General features: G+C 64.6%; 21 protein-coding genes. 8 read left to right on the forward strand and 13 right to left on the reverse strand.

Annotation, left to right across the window (positions count from 1 at the left end; translation table 11 throughout):
- Nucleotides 1–65: 65 nt before the first annotated feature.
- The 8 genes from KUV74_RS02720 to KUV74_RS02755 form a co-directional block, all read right to left on the reverse strand.
- Nucleotides 66–854, reverse strand: coding sequence for a hypothetical protein (locus KUV74_RS02720; protein ID WP_124802684.1), 789 nt, complete (start codon nucleotides 852–854; stop codon nucleotides 66–68).
- Between the two features lie 69 nt (nucleotides 855–923).
- Nucleotides 924–1,628 (reverse strand): C39 family peptidase, encoded by a 705-nt coding sequence (locus KUV74_RS02725; protein WP_108131380.1) that lies wholly within the window; start codon nucleotides 1,626–1,628, stop codon nucleotides 924–926.
- A 129-nt stretch (nucleotides 1,629–1,757) separates the two neighbouring features.
- Complete coding sequence (locus KUV74_RS02730; protein ID WP_108131379.1) at nucleotides 1,758–2,909, reverse strand: hypothetical protein; 1,152 nt, start codon at nucleotides 2,907–2,909, stop codon at nucleotides 1,758–1,760.
- A 75-nt stretch (nucleotides 2,910–2,984) separates the two neighbouring features.
- A complete protein-coding gene (locus KUV74_RS02735; protein WP_045991028.1) occupies nucleotides 2,985–3,626 on the reverse strand; it encodes a hypothetical protein in 642 nt (213 codons plus the stop codon).
- 2 nt (nucleotides 3,627–3,628) lie between these two features.
- Nucleotides 3,629–4,141 (reverse strand): hypothetical protein, encoded by a 513-nt coding sequence (locus KUV74_RS02740; protein WP_045991027.1) that lies wholly within the window; start codon nucleotides 4,139–4,141, stop codon nucleotides 3,629–3,631.
- 53 nt (nucleotides 4,142–4,194) lie between these two features.
- Complete coding sequence (locus KUV74_RS02745) at nucleotides 4,195–4,545, reverse strand: hypothetical protein (protein WP_045991026.1); 351 nt, start codon at nucleotides 4,543–4,545, stop codon at nucleotides 4,195–4,197.
- A gap of 1,061 nt (nucleotides 4,546–5,606) precedes the next feature.
- Nucleotides 5,607–6,989, reverse strand: a complete 1,383-nt coding sequence (locus KUV74_RS02750; RefSeq protein ID WP_231498460.1) for a sigma-54 interaction domain-containing protein — start codon at nucleotides 6,987–6,989, stop codon at nucleotides 5,607–5,609.
- A 152-nt stretch (nucleotides 6,990–7,141) separates the two neighbouring features.
- Nucleotides 7,142–8,326 carry a GNAT family N-acetyltransferase gene (locus KUV74_RS02755; RefSeq protein WP_108131378.1) on the reverse strand — a complete coding sequence of 395 codons (1,185 nt, stop codon included), beginning with the start codon at nucleotides 8,324–8,326 and terminating at the stop codon, nucleotides 7,142–7,144.
- Nucleotides 8,327–8,534: 208 nt separating this feature from the next.
- Here KUV74_RS02755 and edd point away from each other — a divergent pair, with 208 nt between their 5' ends.
- Genes edd through KUV74_RS02775 form a run of 4 tightly spaced genes read left to right on the forward strand, consistent with a single transcriptional unit; the run spans nucleotide 8,535 to nucleotide 13,359 of the window.
- Nucleotides 8,535–10,424, forward strand: coding sequence for a phosphogluconate dehydratase (gene edd, locus KUV74_RS02760; protein ID WP_045991024.1), 1,890 nt, complete (start codon nucleotides 8,535–8,537; stop codon nucleotides 10,422–10,424).
- Between the two features lie 8 nt (nucleotides 10,425–10,432).
- Nucleotides 10,433–11,401 carry a glucokinase gene (gene glk, locus KUV74_RS02765; protein WP_213227585.1) on the forward strand — a complete coding sequence of 323 codons (969 nt, stop codon included), beginning with the start codon at nucleotides 10,433–10,435 and terminating at the stop codon, nucleotides 11,399–11,401.
- Nucleotides 11,398–12,384: a D-hexose-6-phosphate mutarotase gene (locus KUV74_RS02770; protein ID WP_222515584.1), complete on the forward strand. Its 987-nt coding sequence runs from the start codon at nucleotides 11,398–11,400 to the stop codon at nucleotides 12,382–12,384. The genes glk and KUV74_RS02770 overlap by 4 nt, the downstream gene beginning before the upstream one ends.
- 18 nt (nucleotides 12,385–12,402) lie before the next feature.
- Nucleotides 12,403–13,359 carry a carbohydrate kinase family protein gene (locus KUV74_RS02775; RefSeq protein ID WP_222515585.1) on the forward strand — a complete coding sequence of 319 codons (957 nt, stop codon included), beginning with the start codon at nucleotides 12,403–12,405 and terminating at the stop codon, nucleotides 13,357–13,359.
- Nucleotides 13,360–13,410: 51 nt separating this feature from the next.
- On the opposite strand, the gene KUV74_RS02780 is transcribed toward KUV74_RS02775, so the two are convergent.
- From KUV74_RS02780 to zwf, 5 genes are all read right to left on the reverse strand, one after another.
- Nucleotides 13,411–13,833 (reverse strand): hypothetical protein, encoded by a 423-nt coding sequence (locus KUV74_RS02780; RefSeq protein WP_045991020.1) that lies wholly within the window; start codon nucleotides 13,831–13,833, stop codon nucleotides 13,411–13,413.
- 36 nt (nucleotides 13,834–13,869) lie between these two features.
- Complete coding sequence (locus tag KUV74_RS02785; protein ID WP_124802692.1) at nucleotides 13,870–14,550, reverse strand: NAD(P)H-binding protein; 681 nt, start codon at nucleotides 14,548–14,550, stop codon at nucleotides 13,870–13,872.
- A gap of 196 nt (nucleotides 14,551–14,746) precedes the next feature.
- A complete protein-coding gene (locus KUV74_RS02790) occupies nucleotides 14,747–15,409 on the reverse strand; it encodes a bifunctional 4-hydroxy-2-oxoglutarate aldolase/2-dehydro-3-deoxy-phosphogluconate aldolase (protein WP_045991018.1) in 663 nt (220 codons plus the stop codon).
- Between the two features lie 18 nt (nucleotides 15,410–15,427).
- Nucleotides 15,428–16,111 (reverse strand): 6-phosphogluconolactonase, encoded by a 684-nt coding sequence (pgl, locus tag KUV74_RS02795; protein ID WP_045991017.1) that lies wholly within the window; start codon nucleotides 16,109–16,111, stop codon nucleotides 15,428–15,430.
- 1 nt (nucleotide 16,112) lies between these two features.
- A complete protein-coding gene (gene zwf / locus KUV74_RS02800; protein ID WP_045991016.1) occupies nucleotides 16,113–17,612 on the reverse strand; it encodes a glucose-6-phosphate dehydrogenase in 1,500 nt (499 codons plus the stop codon).
- 331 nt (nucleotides 17,613–17,943) lie between these two features.
- Between zwf and KUV74_RS02805 the strand changes: the two genes are divergently transcribed.
- The 4 genes from KUV74_RS02805 (at nucleotide 17,944) to KUV74_RS02820 (ending at nucleotide 22,133) form a co-directional block, all read left to right on the forward strand.
- Nucleotides 17,944–18,801, forward strand: coding sequence for a MurR/RpiR family transcriptional regulator (locus tag KUV74_RS02805; RefSeq protein WP_045991062.1), 858 nt, complete (start codon nucleotides 17,944–17,946; stop codon nucleotides 18,799–18,801).
- A 115-nt stretch (nucleotides 18,802–18,916) separates the two neighbouring features.
- Entirely contained in the window at nucleotides 18,917–19,795 is an 879-nt protein-coding gene (locus tag KUV74_RS02810) for a putative selenate ABC transporter substrate-binding protein (protein WP_185696366.1), read from the forward strand.
- Nucleotides 19,795–20,628, forward strand: a complete 834-nt coding sequence (locus KUV74_RS02815) for an ATP-binding cassette domain-containing protein (protein WP_222515586.1) — start codon at nucleotides 19,795–19,797, stop codon at nucleotides 20,626–20,628. Before KUV74_RS02810 ends, KUV74_RS02815 begins: the two co-directional genes overlap by 1 nt.
- Complete coding sequence (locus KUV74_RS02820) at nucleotides 20,625–22,133, forward strand: ABC transporter permease (protein WP_315900714.1); 1,509 nt, start codon at nucleotides 20,625–20,627, stop codon at nucleotides 22,131–22,133. Before KUV74_RS02815 ends, KUV74_RS02820 begins: the two co-directional genes overlap by 4 nt.
- The last annotated feature ends 25 nt before the right edge of the window (nucleotides 22,134–22,158 follow it).

Below are 22,158 nucleotides of genomic sequence, written 5' to 3' on the forward strand. Positions count from 1 at the left end.
CCCCGACACTCCTGGTAAAGTGTAGTCAAATTGTGCGTTTACGACGGCCAAATCCTTCATAGCTGTCAACGCAGTGCCGCCGCGGACTTGATGCCGCTGAGCATGCCGGGTACCGCCCTGTCTCCCACCCCGGCCTGGTTACCCATATACAGCTGCAGCCGGGTCAGGTTGCGCACCTGCTGCATGTTGCTGGAGAGCTGGATCGCCTGATTCAGCCCGCCGCCGGGTACAATGGCCTGACTGATGCTGCCCATACCCGGAATGTCCACGGATACGCTCATGTTGTTGCCGACGGCGGATACCGCGATGGTACTGCCGGCGATGGAGCGGGTCAGATTGCCGCTGGTGTCCGGGCTCACTCCACCGAAGCTCGAGGCGTCCATGACATCGATGACCAGGTCATTGGCGGCGACGTTGAAGTCCCCCCCCGCCTGGATCGACTGCACCACGCCGGAGGCGTTGGCGGTGCCCCGATCGACTATCGTTGCACCGTTGCCAAGACTTGCCAGACCCGCGGCGCTCTCCACCACGGTAATGGTGGGCTGGAAGCTCACCGTGGGTTGGCCTCGACTCAGATCACCCAGCATCTGCGCCCCGGCAGATAGATGATCCCCCGCCGCGGTGCGCCATTCGCTGACCATCTGCACCCCGAAAAACATCAGGCGCCCCTTATCGGCGAAGCGCCCGCGCTGTTGTCCCAGTTCACTGTCGGATAGCTGACGCGCCTCGCTGAAACCCTCGAAGCGGTCAAAGTCGGTGGTGGCAGCCAACGCTGCCGGTGCGCCCAGAGCCAACGACAATGCCAACAGCATTGCCCAGTATTTCAGCCCTGGTCCCCTGTCATGTCCCATCATGGTGTTGCCCCCTGATCGACGGCGCCTTCCTGCTCGCCGCTGAGCCTTGCCGAAAGAGCGTTATCGTTATCAGAACAGTTCAGCGTGACGGAAACCGAAGTCGATCATCTGCTCGCGTGAGACGGGCGAAAACACGTCCTTCATTCGATGCGCCGTCAAAGGCTGGCGCGGATCGAGCAAGGCGGTATAGCGATCGAAGCCGTCGCCCACCACCGCGAAGATGATATTGTTCCAGGCGGCCATGAATTCGTCCCGGGACATCACCCGGTTGCCCAACGCCGGATCACCGATATAGACGCGATCTGCGCTGGCCTTCTTCATGACCACGAAGTGTTTGTAGCCGTTGAGGTCCAGTAGGACGATCACCGGAATTGAGACGTCATCCAGGGTCTCGGCGTCGACTTCATAGCCGCGCCCGCGCAGGCCCAGGGTCTCGACATAGTTCTTCAGATCCAGCAGGGAGAAGCCCTGCTGCTGTACCAGCTCCAGGTCGGCTACCTCCAGCATCCCCGCCAGCACGTCGTGCTCGGTGGTGTCGGGACGTTGGTAGGCGTACTTGAGCAGGGTGGCCAGCGAAGCGGCACCACAGGAAAAGTCGGTGCGCTGCTCGACCAGATTTTCGTAGCGACGCTCACGGATGGACTGCACGTCCTTGTTGATCACCGTCCCCGGCACGATCCCTCCCAGGCGAATGGTGGCAGCCTGGGTGTTGCCGAGTGGTAGTGCGAGGCCGATGGCCAGTGCCGCGGCCAGCGGCCAGCGTGGCAGTGTCATGACCTGTCCCCCGTATCCAGATGGTGAGTGTCGTATTGGCCAGCTTCTTGGTGAGCTTTGGCGGTCGTGTCTTGTTGGAAAGATCCCCGACCCAGATGGGCCGGGGAAGTACCGATTGGATCGAACGGATTACTGCGCTTCGCCCGCGCCACCGCCGGTGGCTGCGCCGCCCATGCTGGAGGCAATCGACAGCGAGTTGCGCTGCATGTTGCCGGTGCCGGAGGCGATGTTGACGCCGATGTTGCCGGTGGCGCCGCGCAGGGCATTGCCGCCCAGGGTGGCAGTATTTTCCTGGTAGACCAGCACTTCATTGAAGGAGTTGCTGGAACCGGAAGCGGTGCCGGCCAGGCCAATCAGACCGGCCTCGACGAAGCCGAGAGAACCGCCTTCTTCACCCTCGAAACGACCGTCGTTGCCATCCGGGCCCTGGTCGTCGAAGTCAGCATGGCCCCACAGGGACTCGCCGCCGGGGTGGCTATCGCCGCCCTGCCAGATTTCCGGATAGACGTCGTTGGTCTGCTCCCAGTTGCCCTCGTAGCTACCGACACCGCCACCGATGTAGCCACCGCCCAGTACCACGCCGGCGCTGAACTCGGAGCCGCTTTCCAGGGTCACGACCTGTCCTGCGGTGGTGGTGCTGTTGTTGTAGCTGGCCTGGACGCCGCCGGTGGTGGCGTCGGCGCTGCCGCTGGCGGTGTTGACGGCTGCCGCCAGGCTGTTGTGCTGGGCGTTGCCGATACCAGCCGCGACGTTGACGCCGATGTTGCCGCTGGCGTTACGCAGGGCGTTGCCACCCATCAGGGCAGTGTTCGGGCTGCCGGTGATGCCAGTCATGTTGTTGGAGGTGGACTGGAAGGAGAAGGAAGCCGCCTGGCCGAATACGGTGGCCGCGTCGGAAGACGACAGCGCGGCGTCGTTGGCCTGCTGGTTGTTGTCACCGGCGGCCACGTTGGCACCGATATTACCGGCAGCACCCTGCAGGGCATTGCCGCCCAGGGTCGCGTCATTGGTGGTCAGGTCTTGCGTGGCATAGTTGTTGTCGCTGAACTGCTTGCTGTCCACGGTGGCGCCGGAGTAGTTGTCATCTGTAACCAGGGCTCCACCGAGCGCACCCAGCCGCTTGTAGGTGTGGGAATCGTTCTTGATATGAACGTCGTAGCGGTTGTTGACGTCGGAATCCATGTAGGAATCGGTGTCAAAGCTGTTGTCCGCCAGTGCCGCCGGTGCGACCAGAAGTGCAGAGATGGCCAGAGCGAGCGGTGCTTTTTCGAAAGTTTTCATGATCGTTCTCCTGAATGAACCGTACTGTCTTTTCACTGCTTTTATTGACGTCACTCGTTGTCTTCCACGCTTGCTCTATTGGTTGAAGCGATAGCTGAAGCTGTTGCGAGTGGCGTTCCCCGTGCCGGCTGACTGGTTGACCTGAATCACTCCTCTGGCGCCCCCGAAGGTACTCTCATCGATCTCGAGATTCCGGATGGCGCTGTCGGAGCCATTGCTGCTCGACCCATTCAGCCCCTGCCTTGGTGCCAGCACCTGTTGCAGACTGTCGTCGCTCAGGCCGCTGACCGTGCTCCCCAGAGCCATGCCGAAGCTGTTGCTCTGAAGGTTGCCTATCCCCGCCGCCTGGTTGACGGACATCCACCCGGAGGCTCCACTAAAGGCGCCCTCCCTGATGGCGGTGCCCACCTCCATGCCGGCGAGTCGTTCGTCGATGCGCACCTGCTGCACCAGACGATTGTTGATGGTGGCGCCATCACCGATGGCCAGGGCGCCGCTGTTGGACTGCAGATTCTGGTTGCCCGCGGCCTGGTTGGCCGCCGCGACACCACTGACACCGCTGAGCGCCTGTCCGCTGATCACGCTGCTGCTGCGCAGGCCGCTCAGGTCCTGGCCCTGGGCCGGGTCCGGGCTCACCATCACCAGCCCGAAGGCGGCGGTAAGCACCAGGCTGCGAGTCAGCCGTACCGGCACGAATGAAGGCTTGAAGATCCGCATGATCAGCGCCTCCCGCCGGTCAGGGGCGCCAGCGCGCCAGTCACGGTATTGGCGATACCCGAGGTCGCCCCGATCACGCTGCCACCGGCTGCCGATCCGCCACCGACCGAGGTCGCTACCCGATTGCTGCTGCCCAGGGGGCCGGTGCCGAGATTGGCGCCGGTACCCAGGGCGCGGTGCATCTGACTCATGCCGCGGCCTACGCCGGCGGAGATACTGGCCGCCCGGGTGTCATCGAGCATGATCGCGGAGACCCCACCCATGCGGGTGTGAACGCTGCCGGTGGCGCTGCGCGCCATGTTGCTGCTGTGCATCAGGTCGGCACGGCCACGAATCGGCCCGCTTTCGCGATTGACGTAGCCGAATGGCGCAGTCTCGACCTCTCGCAGCATGATGATCTCGCCGGGCTGGACGCCGGGGCGAAGATCGGCGCCGAGGCTCTGGTCGGTCCCCACACCGACCAGGCCCACCGCTACTACCGCTGCGGCCAGGGCCAGACGCCACTGGCACGTCACGGCGTTCCCGCTCCCCCCTTGCCCTTCTTTGTGCTTCAGGTGTCCCATGGTGATCACCAGTCCCGTTGCGTAGTGACGTTGGCGCTCTGACGGTTGTTCAGCCCGTTGGCTGCGCGATGGCTGCTGTCGTCGCCCCCGCCTCCGGCACCTCGTCCCGGCCGTTCGTCCCAGAGGATGACGCCGTCGGCGTCGATTCCCTGCTCCGGCACGAAGCGGCCTCGAATTGTGTCCAGCGCCCCGTCATTGACGAGGTGCTGCTCCCCGGGAGCGCCGAACACCTGCTGCTCGTCGAGCATCGCGGTGTCCGATCGGGCCGACATGGATCCGGTGGCGGCCAGCGCCACACCGATCGCGATGGACGCGCCAAGGACTAGGGTCCGGCTGTTTGCGATCGTCTGGTTCATGTCGGCGTCTCCTCGGGTCCTGTTCCCGTTGCAGTGTTTCTCCTGCACAAAGAACAGAGCAATCGCCGTGCCAACTTATAATCTGTTGATTTATAGGCATTTTTATTTTTGTGCGAAATGAAGAGTGTTAAGCGGATGAAACAACGCACCTTCAGCCGATGAGAAAAAACAGCACAAAACATCGTCAACTATCTGTTTTGTCGGTGGTTTTCCAAAAAGTACCGTTACTGGTACAGCACAGAACTGAGCGATAGCGACAAACAGGCAAAGCGACGCTGCCAGCCTGGCACTATCGTGCTGAAGGGCCCGCGAGGCGGGGGTTTCAGAAGAAACAGCAAAAAAATGTGGCAGGGTGTGTTCAAGGACGACATTCGCGTTACGAGGGAAGCCGGCACCTTGTACGGATGGGGGAGAAATGTCAGAAATCGCATGATTGAGCACAGTTAAAACTGACCCATCAACAAGCAATATACTGATATAAAAGGTATTTTTTAGACATTCACCACTTCAACACTGTCCTTCTGGCCAATGTTTCAACAAAGCAACACTTTTGCGCCAGGCCCATTTTTCGGGAGTACGAAGCATCAGCTTCGTCCGCATAGCGTCGACATCTTGCCGCGATCTCTCAACGTCGATAATCGGATCCGGATGTCAGAGCGCAGATACAAGGGTGATAGAAGGACGCAGATACCAGGGTGATAGAAGGACCCAGATGCCAGGGCGATAGAAAGCCCCCAGATAGCAGAGCACCGGAACCTGGATGCAAAAAGCCCCGCTTGCAGCGGGGCTATTAAAGAGTGGTTTGCCGAGAGGTCATATAGCCGAGATGTCATATAGAGAGAAGAGAGCGCTGCGAGGAGAGACCTGCCGATAACGCCTCTTGTACATCGCCCGAACAGAATCGATGGCACTAGGGCTTGTCTGAAAAGTGCCTGCGCTCGGTAATACGGCGTTAAAAATCGGATCAAAATGCTCATTTACACCCCGTAAACTGCGCTTTCTCACCGATTTTTGCCTTGTCTAACCTTCGCTCGTCGACTTTTCGGACAGCGCCTAGGCCGTCAGGAGAAGGCGGCCTCCTGGGGAGGCGTACGTGAAATACCGTGCTTGTCGAGCAACCGATAGATGGTCACCCGGGAGACGCCAAGTTCCTTGGCGGCGGCGTTGACCCGGTACTTGTTGCGCCCCAGCGCCGAGAGCAGCGCATCACGCTCGGCTTCCTCGCGAACCTCTTCAAGCGTTATCTGGTGGCGGTTCAAGCCACGCCGTTCGATGCCGAGGTCCTCGGGCTGGATCAGGCGGTTTTCGCACATCACCATGGCCCGGCGAACCCGATTGATCAGCTCGCGGACGTTGCCGGGCCAATGGTAGCGCTGCATCACCGAGAGCGCCTCTCGGGAAAAGCCTTTCAGACAGGAGGCCTTCTCGCAGGAGAAGCGCTCGAAGAAGAAACGCGCCAGGATCTCGATATCTTCCGAGTGCTCGCGCAAGGCAGGTACCTGCACCTGGAGCACATTGAGCCGGTGATAGAGATCCTCCCGAAAGCGTCCCTCCTTCACCGCCAGCTCGAGATTGACGTGGGTCGCGGCGACGATGCGCACGTCCACCGGAATATCCTCGAGCCCACCGACGCGCTGGATACAGCGCATTTCCAGAAAGCGCAGCAGGTTGACCTGAAGCTCCAGCGGCAGGTCGCCGATCTCGTCGAGGAACAGGGTGCCACCGTCGGCCGCCTCGATACGACCGATCTTGCGTTGCGAGGCACCTGTGAAGGCGCCCTTCTCGTGGCCGAACAGCTCTGACTGAATCAAATGCTCGGGCAGGGCGCCGCAGTTGATGGCGTGAAAGGGCTGGCGCGAACGCGTGGAGCGCTCGTGGATGGCCTGGGCCGTCAGCTCCTTGCCGGTACCGGACTCCCCGCTGATGAACACCGGGGCATCGACCACCGCCACCTTGCGGATGGTCTTGAACAGGTTCCACATCACCGGCGTCGTACCGACGAACTCGTACTCGCTGTCTTCGGCGGCGGCCGACATGCGCTGTTCTTCACGGTCGCGCTGCTGCAGCATCGACAGTTCCGCAGCGTGCTCCATCAGGATCGACAGGCGTAGCAGATCCACCTGGGGCGACACCAGGGAGTGGCTCAGGTGGGCCATGATGCGACGCATCTCGGGGTCGTCACACTGATCCGAGGTGCCGACCGCGATCCAGGGCCTTTCGCTTTTCAGGATCAGCGGTTCCAGATGGCGCAGGTCCTGACAGGACAGGTCCTCCAGTACCATGATGCCGACCCGGCAAGGGTCATCAGGCTGCAAGCGGCAATCCGACAGCGGCGACACCAGCGGATGCATCTGCCAGCCACTCGACTGCAATCCCTCCAGCAGGTGGCCGGCACGACCACCGGGGTCGCCGATCCACCAACTGCAACGTTGCTTGACGTCCATCGCCTGTCCCCTGAACCCAACCGCCCGCAGACACCAGCAACGATCGGACTGTCGCGCCAACGCGACGACGAACCCGACCGCTCTCGATCCATCTGCGCCTGCGTAATGTAATCGTTATCTCACATGAGTATCGGTTGAATCATAGCACCGTATTACGCTCTACCTCGAAACGGTAGTCCACGGTGGGCCGCCGCCACATACAGTTCGAGCTGTCGGGCTTCCTCTTGACAAAATCGCGCTACCGCATCGTTGAGGCGGGGATCATTGACATGATGCAAGGACGTCAGCCGGCGGGGGACGAAGCCCCGGGACACCTTGTGCTCACCCTGGGTACCGGGGTCAAAGCAGTCGAGGCCTCGCGCAAGGCAGTGCTCGATACCCTGGTAGTAGCAGGCCTCGAAGTGCAAACAGTCGGCCAGCACCTCGCTGCCCCAGTAGCGACCGTAGAGGGTTCGAGTTCCCTGAAGGCAGAGCGCGGCGGCCACCGGGCGGCCTTCGACAAAAGCTTGAACAAGCACAAGGTTTTCCGGCATATGACGGCGAAGCCGCTGAAAAAATACCTCGCTTAGATATCCTGTCGTACCTCTTTCGAGATAGGTGATGCGATAGCAGCGAAAGAAGTGGCGGATCGCCGCTTCGTCGATCTCGCTGCCCTCGAGGCGCCGCAGTTCGATGCCCTGATCGGCGACACGGCGACGCTCGCGTCTTACTTCCTTGCGCCGTTTCGAGGTCATCGCCGCCAGGAATCCCTCGAAGTCGCCGAAGCCCTCGTCTCGCCATTGAAACTGCACGCCGCTTCGGGCGATCAGGCCCGGACAGGCCTGTCGCCAGGCGGCCACCTCCGAGTCCTCGGCAAACAGCAGATGCCAGCCCGATAGCCCGGGGTCGTCTTGCCACTGGCTCGCCAGCATGGCCATGACGGTCTGCTCGTCTTCACCTTCTGCCAGTGCCAGGCGCGGGCCTGGCGCCGGGGTGAAGGGGATCGCGCTCACCGCCTTGGGGTAGTAGCGTCCCCCGGCACGCTCCCAGGCATCCGCCCAGCTCCAGTCGAACACGTACTCGCCCCAGGAGTGCTCCTTGAGGTAGTACGGCAGCAGGCCTACCAGTCGCGCCCCTCGCCACAGCGTCAGATGTCGGGGCTGCCAACCGGTGCCCTCCCCCACCGCACCGGTGGCCTCCAGCGCATCGAGAAATTCGTGACGGGCAAAGGGGTGGTCCGGGTCCACCAGGGCGTTCCAGTGCTCGGCCGGCACCTCGGCGACGGTCTCCAGGCACTTGACCGAAAGACCTTCCTCGGCGTGGCCGCCCTGTTCTTGCTGCGGGGATGATGGCGTCACAACCCACTCCTTGCGCTTTGCGATTCAGCCACAGAGTGCCAGACTTTGGAGGTGCTCGTCGCCGAGATCGTCGAAGGCGGCGACCACCGGCCACTCCCTGTAAAAAAACTACATATTCGACCAAAGCACTCGGTCAAGGGGGAGGAAATTGGCTTTTTATTTGGTAAAGTTACGTACCTGACCCGCATCAACACGTCTGAGGTTGACCATGGCTAGCCAGCAAGCTTCTTCGCTCGATCCCACCGTCGCCCGCGTCACCGAGCGCATCCGTGAGCGCTCCCGGCAAAGGCGCGCCCTCTACGAAGAGCGCATGGAGGCCCAGCATCGTCGCGGCGTCCATCGCTCCGAACTGTCCTGCGGCAACCTGGCCCACGGCTTTGCCGCGTGCGGCAGCGAGGACAAGAATCAGCTCAAGCTGATGAATAGCGCCAACCTCGGCATCATCTCGTCGTACAACGACATGCTGTCGGCGCACCAGCCGTTCGAGACCTTTCCCGAGGTGATTCGCGAAAGCGCCCGCCAGATGGGCTCTACTGCCCAGTTCGCCGGCGGTGTGCCGGCCATGTGCGACGGCGTCACCCAGGGCCAGCCGGGCATGGAGCTGTCGCTGTTCTCCCGCGACGTCATCGCCATGGCCACCGCCGTGGGCCTGTCGCACAACATGTTCGACGCCGCCCTCTATCTTGGCGTATGCGACAAGATCGTGCCGGGCTTGTTCATCGGCGCGGCGCGCTTCGGCCACCTGCCGACTACCTTCATCCCGGCCGGGCCCATGCCCAGCGGCCTGCCCAACAAGGAAAAGGCCCGCGTCCGTCAGCTGTTCGCCGAGGGCAAGGTCGGCCGTGACGAGCTGCTGGAAGCCGAGTCCGAGAGCTACCACAGCCCCGGTACCTGCACCTTCTACGGCACCGCCAACTCCAACCAGCTGATGATGGAGTTCATGGGGCTGCACCTGCCGGGCGCTTCCTTCGTCAACCCCGGTACCGACATGCGCGAAGCGCTGACTCGTTTCGCCACCGAACAGACGATCCGCAATACCGAGCCCGGCGGCGACTACCGTCCGTTCTATCGCCAGATCGACGAGCGTGCCATCGTCAACGCCATGGTCGGCCTCTTGGCCTCCGGCGGCTCCACCAACCACACCATGCACCTGGTGGCCATGGCCGCGGCGGCGGGTATCACCATCAACTGGGATGACTTCTCGGAGCTGTCCTCCGCGGTGCCCAGCCTGACCCGGGTCTATCCCAACGGCCAGGCCGATATCAACCACTTCCAGGCCGCAGGCGGCATGAGCCTGCTGATCCGGGAGCTGCTCGGCGCGGGCCTGATCCACGGCGACATCCCGACGATATTCGGCACCGACCTGACCGCCTACACCCAGGAGCCCTTCCTCGAGGATGGCAAGCTGGTGTGGCGCGAAGGCCCCCTGGAAAGCCTCGACCCGGACGTGCTGCGCCCGGTATCCAACGCCTTTGCCGCTACCGGTGGCCTCAACGTGCTCGAGGGTAATCTCGGCCGTGGCGTCATCAAGGTGTCGGCGGTAGAGGCTCAGCACCGGGTCGTCGAGGCGCCGATCAAGATCTTCGAGGAACAGAACGACCTCAAGGCCGCCTTCGATGCCGGCGATCTCGACCGTGACGTCATCGTGGTGGTGCGCTTCCAGGGCCCCAAGGCCAATGGCATGCCCGAACTGCACAAGCTGACCCCCTACCTGGGCGTCCTGCAGGATCGCGGCTACAAGGTTGCCCTGGTCACCGACGGGCGCATGTCCGGTGCCTCGGGCAAGGTACCTGCGGCCATCCACATGACTCCGGAGGCGCTGGACGGTGGCCCGCTGGCCAGGCTGCGTGATGGCGATGTGGTGCGCCTGGACGCCGACAAGGGCGAGCTGTCTGTCGTGCTCAGCGACGCCGAATGGCGGGATCGTCCCAAGCGCGTGGCCGAACTGGACCACTACCATGTGGGTCTGGGTCGCGAGCTGTTCGGCGGCTACCGTCACCTGGCCATGGGCGCCGAGGAAGGCGCCGGCGTCTTCGGTGGCTTCGAGGCCGACGACCTCGAGCGCCAGCAGGGACAGATCCACGACGAGGACGCCTGAGTTCGCCCATGACACGCCAAGCGCTGATCGGGGACATCGGCGGCACCAACGCACGCTTCGCGCTGGTGTCGCCGGGCAAGACTGCCCCCCACGACATCCTGACCCTGCCCTGTGCCGACTATCCCGGCGTGGTGGAAGCTGCCCGTGACTACCTCGAGCGGGTGGGCGCCAGCGGCGAGAAGGCCCCGCGGGAGGCGTGCCTGGCGTTCGCCTGTCCGGTGCACGCCGAACGGGTCAGCATGTCCAACAATCACTGGAGCTTCCTGAAGGGCGAGGTCAAGCGTGACCTTGCCCTGGATGACTTCAAGGTCATCAACGACTTCATGGCTCAGGCGCTCGGCGTCCCCCACGTCGATTCGCATGATCTGGTCAGCATCCAGACCGGCGAGGCCGAAGGGCACGCCGCTCGACTGGTCATCGGACCGGGCACTGGCCTCGGCATGGCTGGCCTCTTCCCGGCACGGCGCGCCTGGGTGCCACTACCCAACGAGGGTGGCCATGCCAGCTTCGCGCCCACCGACGAACAGGAGCTCGAGATCTATCGACGCCTCCACCGTCGCTATGGCCGGGTCAGTGTGGAACGCATCCTGTGCGGCCAGGGCCTGCTCGACCTTTACCGAGTACTGGCCGAGATCGATGGTCTGGAGGCCAGCGCCACCACGCCGGCTCAGGTCACCGAGGCCGCCAACCGCGGCGACCCTCTGGGGCGTGATACCATTCTGCGCTTTCTCAAGATCCTCGGCGACGTGGCGGGCGACGCTGCGCTGACCCTGGGTGCGAGAGGCGGCGTCTACCTGTGTGGTGGCATCGTGCCACGGCTGATCGACTGGCTGCCTCACAGTGGGTTTCTCAGCGCCTTCTGCAACAAGGGAAGGATGCGCCCTTACAACGAAGCCATCTCCATCCAGGTGGTCACGGCCCCGTGGACGGGGCTGCTGGGCGCCGCCGAGGCGCTCCACAACGAGGAGGTCGAATGATTCCGGCAACGCTCAAGACACGTATCGACGAGGTAGAGGGCCAGGGGCACATCCACTGGGCCGGCCGCGACATCTGGGTGGCCAACGAGAGCTGGGGCCAGCTGGCGATCTCGTTGCAGGGCGCCCAGGTGCTTCACTTTCAACCTGCGCCCGACGCCACGCGAGCCGCAGGCGCATCTCCCGCGCCCGACCCCACGCGAGCCGCAGGCGCTTCTCCCGCCAAAGCCACCGTCGACAGCGGTGCGGATGATCCTCTGGTGCCCGCTGGCTGGCTGTGGGTGACCCCCACGCCCCAGGACGTGCCGGGTGCGATTCGTGGCGGCATCCCCCTGTGCTGGCCGTGGTTCGCCGACGAGAACACCGCCGACGAGTCCCCCGACCGCTCCGGCCCGATGCACGGCCCGGCGCGCAAGGCCGACTGGCAACTGGACGCGGTGGACGAGCACGAAGACGGCGTCGAGGTGCACCTGTCACTGCCACAGCGCCTGCACAGCCAGTTGCATCCCCGTGCGGTGGTCCAGGCCAACGCCCAGCGTCTGCACGTGGAGCTGATCACCGAGCACCTGGGCGAGACGCCGGTGAAGATGACCGCCGCCCTGCACAGCTATCTGGCGGTGGATCAGGTCTTCGCCTGCCGCGTCGAAGGCCTCGTCGGGGCCCGCTACCTGGACAAGCTCAAGGGCTTCGCCGAGAGCGAGCAGGTGGGTGAGTTCGGGGTCCGTGAAGGCGTCGATCGTATCTATCATTCCAACGCCGAGGTGGTGCTCGATGACGGCCAGCGCCGCCTGCGAGTGGCTCGCCAGAACAGCGACTCGGTGGTGGTGTGGAATCCCGGCGAGACACCCAACCCGGACACCCCGCTGGACGCCGCCCGCCGTTTTCTGTGCGTCGAGTCCGCCAACACCCGCCTCGATCCGGTGTGGCTGGTACCCGGCGCCCAGCATATGCTCGGCACCACCCTGTCGCTGGCCGACAACCACTGATCGACGAGGAATCCCGCCATGACCCCCGTGATCGCCTTTGGTGAAGCCCTGGTCGACATGCTCTCCAGTCGTCTCGGTGATGCCGCCGAGGGACCAGAGACCTTCACCCCCTACGCCGGTGGCGCGCCGGCCAACGTGGCCGTGGCCTGTGCGCGGCTGGGACTGACCAGTCGCTTTCTCGGCATGCTGGGCGACGACCACTTCGGCGACTTCCTGGCCTGTGAGCTCGAGCACCACGGCGTCGACGTCTCCGGCGTATCACGCACCCGCGAGGCCCGCACCGCCCTGGCCTTCGTCTCCCGCGACGCAGACGGCGAGCGCACCTTCGACTTCTATCGTCCTCCCGCCGCCGACCTGTTGTATCGCACCGAGCATCTGCCCCATGGAGTGTTCAGCGAGCCCGCCATCGTCCACCTGTGCAGCAACAGCCTTACGGACGATGCCATCGCCGCCACCTCCCTGGCGATCACCGAGATGGCCTCCCGGGCAGGCTGTCTGGTCAGCGTCGATGCCAACCTGCGTCACAACCTCTGGCCCGAGCACAGCATCGACGTCGGCCTGGTCACCCGCCTGCTCGACCAGGCCGACCTGATCAAGCTGTCCACCGATGAACTCGACGCCCTGCGGGGTGATCACCCACGTGACGACTGGCTGGCCGAACGCCTGGCCGCCGGTGCTCGCCTGATCGTGATCACCGATGGTCCCGGTGCGGTCGCCGCCCACACCACCCAGGGCGTCAAGCGCATGACACCGCCGCCAGTCAAGGCGGTCGATACCACCGCCGGTGGCGATGCCTTTATCGGCGGTCTGCTGGCGGCTCTGGCCGACCACGACTGGCAGCGCCCCAACTGGCAGCACGACGAGGCCTTCCTCGAACGCGCCCTGACCCTGGCCTGTCGCTGCGGCGCCCACGCGGTGACGCGCCCCGGCGCCTACGCGGCCCTGCCGCGCCGCGAAGACGTGATCGACAGCTGACATCACGACAACCTCGGGTGACCCGAAAGTCCCCCGCCGCCATGCCAGGGCCTATCGCCTCCCCGCCCTGGCATGGCGCCAGCGATTGACCAGCCTGTGGACGATCAGCGGCAGAAAGATGGCAGCCACCGCGCAGCCCTGGAACCAGGCCAGACGATAAGGGTGCGCCCATGCGCCCGAGTATCCAGTCAGGATCCCCGTGCAGGTCAGCACGATGGCCGCGGTGATCGTTGCCGCCAACCACTCGAGCCTGACCCAGCGCCGCGACCAGCGGTACACCACGACTCCTTCGACCAGCGACAGCAACACAACCCCCCACGAGTGGTAGCCCAGGGTCATCCCCCAGGACACACCACCCCGATACTCCCTGCCCAGGTAATCGGCGATCTCATGACCGACGCTGTACCCCACCACCAGTAGCAGAAAGCGCAGTCCTGGTAGTCCTAGCACGCGGTAAAGCAATCCTAGCTTCATTGACGGCCTATTCCATCACTGCGTTGACGGCTTGGGTCAGGCCAGGTCCCTGGCCTGCACCAGATGCCTTCCGGCTGGCGCGCTGATGGCGCCCTGCACCAGCGCCTCGGCGATGCGGGCCACCGGACTGGGTCGCCACTGGCGCGGCAGCAGCGGACGCAGACCGCGAGAAAGCGCGAGCCCCAGGCGCTCGGCGTGGCGCACCTCGGCTCGCTCACCGTCGATCAGGCCCGGCCTGACCAAGGTCAGGCTGGGGTAGTCGAGGTCGAGCAACTCGGCTTCCAGTTCGCCCTTGACCCGGGAGTAGAAGAAGCGCGAGCCACGATCGGCGCCTAGCGCCGAGTTCAAGGCAAAGCGTTCGGCACCGGCGGCTCTGGCGCGGCGCGCAAACCACAGCGGCAACTCGAGATCCACACGTCGAAAGGCCTCTCGCGAGCCGGCGGCCTTGAGGGTGGTGCCCAGTGCGCAGATCACGCCATCCGCCTTCCACCACTCGTCATTCCCCGCCAGCGCCTGTGCATCACCTCGTCCAGTCTTGTCCGGTCGCAGTGACTCCAGATCGGCGAAATCGACGACCGGGGCGGCTAGCCTTGGGTGCTCCAGCGTCAGCGGTCGGCGTACCGGTGCCCGCACCTCGGTGACGTCGGGATGGGCCAATGCCTGGCGCAGCGCCTCGCTACCCACCAACCCCGTCGCGCCCAGTATCAACAGTTTCATAGGTTTTCTCCGCTCGCTCAGGCAACCATCATCCCATGGCGGCGGACAAAAAAAATCCGGCCAGAGGCCGGATCAAGGACAGCACCAGCTGTCGAGAGAGCACATGGATAGGCATGACGCCCTTCCGGTGCAGAGAGCTCAGGAATCATGACGAAGCGGCCAGCGCCGCTTCGTCATCGAGCATTCGGTGATGGCTTCAGTGATGGAAACGATCCGCGGCTTCCTTGGCCAGGGCGCGGATGGCGTCCCAGTCACCGGCGTCGACCAGCGACTTCGGGGTCAGCCAGGAGCCGCCCACGCACATGACGTTAGGCAGCGCCAGGTACTCGGAGGCGTTGCCCAGGTTGATGCCGCCGGTGGGGCAGAAGCGAGCCTCGCCAATGGGGCCGGCGAAGGCCTTGAGCGCCTTGACGCCACCGCTGGCTTCGGCCGGGAAGAACTTGAAGCGACGATAGCCGTACTGCCAGCCGGTCATCAGCTCGGAGATGGTGGCCACCCCCGGCAGCATCGGCACCGGGCTCTCGACGCCGTAACGGTAAAGCGCCTCGGTGGCGCCCGGGGTCACCACGAAGTCGGCACCGGCCTGCTCGACCTGACGATACTGGGCAGGTGTCAGCACGGTACCGGCGGCGATGCTGGCCTGGGGCAGCTCCTTCTTCAGCCGGGCGATGGCCTCGATCGCGCAGTCGGTGCGCAGGGTCACCTCGAGCACGCTGAGACCACCTTCGACCAGGGCGCGGCCCATGGGCACGGCGTCCTCGATGCGATCGATGACGATCACCGGGATCACCTCGGCCTTCAGGCAGATGCTGTCGAGCTCGGTGGTGCGGGTAGACGGAAGCTGTTTTTCAATGGTCATGAGCGTGGCTCCAGGAAATCAGGGCGCCCAGTAGACGGCCAGCGGGCAGCTAAGAAAGGCACGAATGGGCAGTTCACGTACGTTGTCACCGGCCATGGCGCTTCCCAGCACGGCGCGCTTGTCGTCACCGGTCAGGTGCAGGTAATGGCGGCGGGCATGGTGCAGGCGCTCGGCGCTCAGGGTAATGCGCGCCTGGGGCTGGCTCGGTGTGCGCACCGCCACCACATGGGCATCGGTGCTCAGTGCCAGGTCCAGTTCGCGACTGTCAGGAAATAGTGAGGCGGTATGGCCATCGCCGCCCATCCCCAGGATGACTACCGATGCCGGCCAGGACAGGCCCGTCAGTCGCTGGGCGACCTCGTCGGTGCCTTCCTCGGGGGTATCGTGTTCGGTGGTGAGCGGGACAAAGGTGGCCGCCTCGGCCCGGTTGATCAGCAGGTGCTTCCTGACCAGCCGGGCGTTGGAATCGTCGGCCTCGGCAGCGACCCAGCGCTCGTCGGCCAGGGTCACGTCGACCCGATCCCAGGGCAGTGTTTCCTGGGACAGTGCCTCGAAGAACGGCACCGGGGTGGAGCCGCCGGACACGATCAGCAGGGCGCGATCCTGGGACGACAGATCCTCGCGCAGCGCCGTGGCCACAGTCTGCGCCAACTGGTGCGCCAGTTGCTCTCGGGGAGACGGAGAAAGTTGCTCGCTGCTCATGTCAGTAGTCCTCGTACCAGCTGCGTCCGTCCTGGGTGATCATGGCGATGGAGGCCACCGGTCCCCAGGAGCCTGCCGGATAGCGGCGCGGCGGCTCGTCACGATCCTGCCAGGTAGCGATCAGCTCGTCGCACCAGTGCCAGGCATGCTCGACCTCGTCACGCCGAACGAACAGGTACTGCTGGCCCTTCATGACTTCGAGCAGCAGACGCTCGTAGGCGTCGGGGATACGTGCCTTGGGGAAGGCGCTGTTGAAGTCCAGGTGCAGCGGGCCACGGCGCAGGCGCATGCCCTTGTCGAGACCACTGTCCTTGGTCAGCACCTCGAGGCGGATACCTTCCTCCGGCTGCAGCCGGATGATCAGCTTGTTGGCGGCCAGCGCCCGCTGATCCGGGTCGAAGATATAGTGCGGCTGCTGACGGAAGTGGATCACGATCTGTGACAGCTTCTCGGGCATGCGCTTGCCGGTACGCAGGTAGAAGGGCACGCCGGCCCAGCGCCAGTTGGACACCTCGGTCTTCATCGCCACGAAGGTCTCGGTATGGCTGCGGGTATTGGCGCCTTCTTCCTCGAGATAGCCGGGTACACTGGTGCCGTCGCTGGTGCCGGCGGTGTACTGTCCGCGCACCACGTCACGTCCGATCATGTCGTCGGTGAATGGCTTGAGCGCCTTGAGCACCTTGACCTTCTCGTCGCGGATGGCGTCGGCGTCGAGGTTGGCCGGCGGGTCCATGGCGATCAGGCAGACCAGCTGCAGCAGGTGGTTCTGGACCATGTCCCTGAGCTGGCCAGCCTCGTCGAAGTAGCCCCAGCGGCCCTCGATGCCGACCTTCTCGGCCACCGTGATCTCCACGTGGGAAATATGGTTCTGGTTCCACTGGGTTCCGAACAGCGGATTGGCAAAGCGCAGTGCGATCAGGTTCTGCACCGTCTCCTTGCCCAGGTAGTGGTCGATACGATAGACCCGCGACTCGGGGAACACCGCCCCCACCGCATCGTTGACCTCCCGCGACGACTCCAGGTCGTAGCCGATCGGCTTCTCCACCACCACGCGGCTTTGCTCGTCCAGGCTGCCACTGGCCTCGAGGTGGCGGCAGATATCGCCATACAGGCTCGCCCCCACCGCCAGATAGACCACCAACGGGCGCTGCTGACCGCCCTGCTCACGCCACTCGGCGATGGCGCCATAGCCTTCCACCGTGGTGAAGTCCACCGACAGGAAGGACAGGCGATCGAGGAAACGGGCGACCACCTTGTCATCGAGCTCGCTCGACTTGACGTATTCCTTCAAGGAGCCATGGATGCGCTCGCGGAAGGCCTCCTGGTCGATGTCCTGACGCGCCAGGCCAAGAAGCCGGGTGTCGTCATGCAAGAGTCCTTCGCGGTCCAGCTGGTAGAGCGCCGGGAACAGCTTGCGGCGAGACAGGTCGCCCAGGGCGCCGAACAACGCCAGATCGATGTCGGTACGCTCGGCGTCACCGGATCGGGTGTGTCGTGTCATAACCGTCCTCGTTTGGTGGTAGACCCCTGGATATCGCAGAAGGCTATCGAGCGAGATGTGTCCTGCTCACCGTCAGGGTATCTAAGTTTACAAAAAAATGGTCAACTTTCGACGGCCAGATTGAAAAATATTTTGTAAACTTACACAAAATATCCCACTGGCGCGCTTATACGTTGGATGTAGATCGGTGGAGCGCTAGGATAGCCGCCAATACGTAGTTAAATCACCACATCCCCAGAGAGAATTGTCTCGGGTACCCCAATAAATGCGCCGCTGCCCGCGCACCACCGCGCAGTTGCCCGCGCCTTTCGTCACGGAGCCGACCTCGACCATGGTTCGCCACGACCTTATCGAACGCATTCGCACCCGCCTCGACGAGCTCAACCGCTCCGAGCGCAAGGTCGCCGACGTCATTCTGGCCGACCCCGCCGCTGCAACCGGCATGAGTATCGCCAGTTTGGCTCAAGCTGCCTCGGTCAGCGAACCCACCGTCAATCGCTTCTGCCGAAATTTCGAGGCCAAGGGCTATCCCGACTTCAAGATCCAGCTGGCCCAGAGCCTGGCCGGCGGCACCCCCTATGTCAGCCAGGCGGTGGAACCCGATGACGGTGCCGAGGCCTACAGCGGCAAAATCTTCGGCGCCACCATCGCGGCGCTGGACCTCGCCAGTCGGGAGGTCGCTCCCGAGCGCATCGAGCGCATGGTCGACTACCTGATCCAGGCCAAGCAGATCCACTTCTTCGGACTCGGTGCCTCCGGCGCGGTGGCCCAGGACGCCCAGCACAAGTTCTTTCGCTTCAACCTGCCGGTCAGCGCCTACATCGACGTACTGATGCAACGCATGGTCGCCTCGGCCTGCCACACCGGCGACGTGGTGGTGGTACTGTCCTATACCGGGCGCACCCGGGAACTGGTCGACATCGCCGCCCTGGCCCGTGAAAACGGTGCCGTGGTGCTCGGTATCACCGCGCCGGACTCACCTTTGTCGCGCCAGTGCACCGAAACCCTTGCGGTCAGCGCGCCCGAAGACACCGACCACTACATGCCGATGACCTCACGCATGGTACAGCTTGCGCTGATCGACGTGCTGGCCACCGGCGTCACCCTGCGTCGCGGCGAGGACTTCCTGCACCACCTAAAGAAGATCAAGGACAGTCTGCGCAGCACAAGGTACAGCGTCGACGAGTGACAACAACGTCAGGCCCGCTCCTCGGCTTGCCTCCTTAGCGTATTGGCACAACAATAGCGGCCTGTCTTGTGTCCCTGTCCGCACGCCGCCATCCATACCATTGCCAGGAAGCCTCATGCGATCACTGCCATCCCTGACCTCCGTTCTGACCGTCTTGAGCCTGGGGCTGTTCAGCCTGCCGACGCTGGCCGAGCAGACCGAGACCTTCCGCTTCACCGCCATCCCCGACGAGGACGAATCGCGTCTGGTGGAGCGCTTCTCGCGGGTGGCCGACTATCTGTCCGAGACGCTCGAGGTCGAGGTCGAGTACGTGCCGGTGAAGTCCTACGGTGCGGCGGTCACCGCCTTCCGCAACGACCAGGTTCAGCTGGCCTGGTTCGGCGGTCTGTCCGGTGTCCAGGCCCGTCGTCTGGTGCCCGGTTCCCAGGCGCTGGCCCAGGGCGTCGAGGATGCGGCCTTCGAGAGCTATTTCATCGCCCACTCCAGCACCGGACTCGAGGCCGCCGACCAGCTGCCCGAAGAGATCGAGGGCAAGACCTTCACCTTTGGCGCCAAGACCTCCACTTCCGGCCGCCTGATGCCGGAGCACTACCTGCGCGAGCGCTTCGACGCCGCGCCGGAAGAGCTGTTCTCACGGGTCGGCTTCTCCGGTGATCACTCACGCACCATCGCCCTGGTCGAGGCCGGCACCTACGAGCTGGGCGCGGTCAACTTCAAGGTGTGGGACGCGGCGCTGGAAAATGGCGATGTCGACACCGACAAGGTCAGCGTGATCTGGTCTACCCCAAGCTACCCGGACTACCAGTGGACCCTGCGCGGCGACGCCGATGAGGCCTTCGGCGAAGGCTTTACCGACAGGGTTCGCCAGGCACTGCTCGAGATGGAAGATCCCGAACTGCTGGAGAGCTTCCCGCGTTCCGGCTTCATTCCCGCCGACAACAGCATGTACGCCCCCATCGAGACGGTCGCCGAGAGCCTCGGCCTGCTGCGCTGATGGACGATGGCCAACGTCAGGTCACCGGCGGCCGGGACAACGGCCACGGTGACTTCCCGACACTGATCCTCGGCGGGGTCGACCTGGGCCACGCCGACCATACGGTGCTGCATGACGTCCACCTGCGCCTTGCGCCCGGCGAGCGCGTCGCCCTGCTCGGGGAAAGCGGCGTCGGCAAGTCCACCCTGCTGGCGGAGCTGCGCCGCCGTCTTGGCCGCCACGCCGCCTGGTGTCCCCAGTACCACGGCCTGGTGCCTCAGCTATCGGTCTACCACAACGTCTACATGGGCAGGCTGGAGCGCCACTCGGCGCTGGTCAACCTGTGGAACCTGGTCAGGCCGCTGCGCCAGGCCTGGGAAGATGTCGCAAGTCTGTGCGCTGAACTAGGGCTCGAAGGCGCCATCAGGCGCCCGGTAGGTCGGCTGTCGGGTGGCCAGCGCCAGCGGGTCGCCATCGCCCGTGCGCTCTATCAGCGCCGCCAGGTCTTTCTCGGTGACGAGCCGGTCGCCAGCGTCGACCCCCACCAGGCCATGGCGCTGCTCGATCGAATCGATGCCCAGCACGCTACCACGGTGATGGCGCTGCACCAGCGCGAGCTGGCGCTGAGCCACTTCGATCGCGTCTGGGGGCTGGCCGACGGTCGCGTGGTGCTCGACGCGCCCAGCGAAGATCTAAGCCTCGATGATCTCGACGCGCTCTACCCCAGTGCGTCACGCACGGCCTCCTCTCCCGCTGCTCCCAGCCCTGCCCGCGACGACAACAGCGATTCGCCGGCCGAGGCCAGCACTCGCCACGCCTCGCACCAGGCCGGCGAGGAGCAGGCACGATCGTGAGCGCCGCGCAAGCGACACGCCCAGGCCTGTTGGCCGGCGACGGTATCGGTGCCCGCCTGGCACGCCACAGCCTGTGGCTGGTGGTGCTGGCTGTCCTGGCGATTCCGCTGGCCGACCTCGAAGTATTGAGCCGCGACCCCTGGGGCGAACTCGGACGCATGGCAATGGGCCTGGCGCTGCCTGACTTCGGCGCCATCGAGACGCCCCTGCAGGCCATCGGCCTGACCATTGCGGTGGCCTTCTGGGGCACCCTGGCCGGCGTGGTGCTGGGGCTGCCCCTGGCGCTGGTCTACGCCCGCTCACGCCTGGTGCGCGCGGCCAGTGCCGCGGTGCGGGCGGTACATGAGCTGTTCTGGGCGCTGCTGTTCCTGCAGGTGTTCGGGTTGTCCGCGCTGACCGCCCTGGCGGCCCTGGCGATCCCCTACGCCGGCATCTTCGCCAAGGTCTACGCCGAGATCCTCGAGCAGACGCCCCAGGCGCCCCAGGCGGCGCTGCCCGAGGGTACCGGGCGCCTTGCCCGGCTGGCCTATACCGAGCTGCCCCAGGCCTTCGCCCAACTGGCCGCCTACACCCGCTACCGCTTCGAGTGCGCGCTCAGAAGCAGCGTGCTGCTGGGTTTTGTCGGTCTGCCGACGCTGGGCTACCAGCTCGAGAGCGCCTTTCGCGAGGGCCGCTACTTCGAGGCCGGTGCCCTGCTGTGGGCCTTTTACCTGCTGATCGCCACCCTGCCTTGGTGGGCCCATCGGCGCCTGCTGCTGCCGCTGGGGCTGGCCAGCGTGTGGTTGCTGGGACCCTGGCCCGAGATCGACCCAGGCCTGTTATGGCGCTTCGTCAGCGTAGACATCTGGCCCCGCGCTTTGCTTGAGGGCGACATCGGCGGTGTGCTCCGCTGGCTGGCCGAACTGCCCGACCTCGTCGGCGCGGTGGCCAATACCCTGCTGCTGGGGCTGCTCGGCACCGTCGGCGCCCTGCTGCTCGCCCTGGTGCTGTGGCCCCTGGCATCGCGCCACTTCGGCAATCGCGTCAGCCAGGGCATCGGCCAGGGTCTGCTGATCTTTCTGCGCTCGACCCCGGAGCTGATGCTGGCCTTCGTCTTCCTGTTGCTGCTGGGGCCATCGCTGCTGCCGGCCTGGCTGGCCCTGGCGCTGCATAACGGCGCCCTGATCGCCTTTCTGGTATGTCGCCACGCCCAGGCCATCGAGCCCGGGATGCCGGGACTCCCGGCCTCGGGACGGCTGGCCTACGAGCTGTTGCCCCGGCTGTACCCGGGCATGCTGGCGCTGGTCTACTACCGCGCCGAGGTGATCCTGCGCGAAAGCGCCCTGCTCGGCATGCTCGGGGTCGCCACCCTCGGCGACAATATCGATGACGCCTTCCAGACCTTGATGTTCGACGTGGCCTTCGCCCTGCTGGTGATCACCGCCCTGCTCAATATCGCCGTCGACGCCCTGGCTCGCCGTCTGAGGCCCTGTGAGCCGCCCATGGAAGACCCCTGCCTGCGCTGAAGACAAGACGTCTTGAAGGGCGGCA

The sequence above is a fragment of the Halomonas sp. DP1Y21-3 genome (genome assembly GCF_019801245.1).
Classification (GTDB): Bacteria; Pseudomonadota; Gammaproteobacteria; order Pseudomonadales; family Halomonadaceae; genus Halomonas; species Halomonas litopenaei.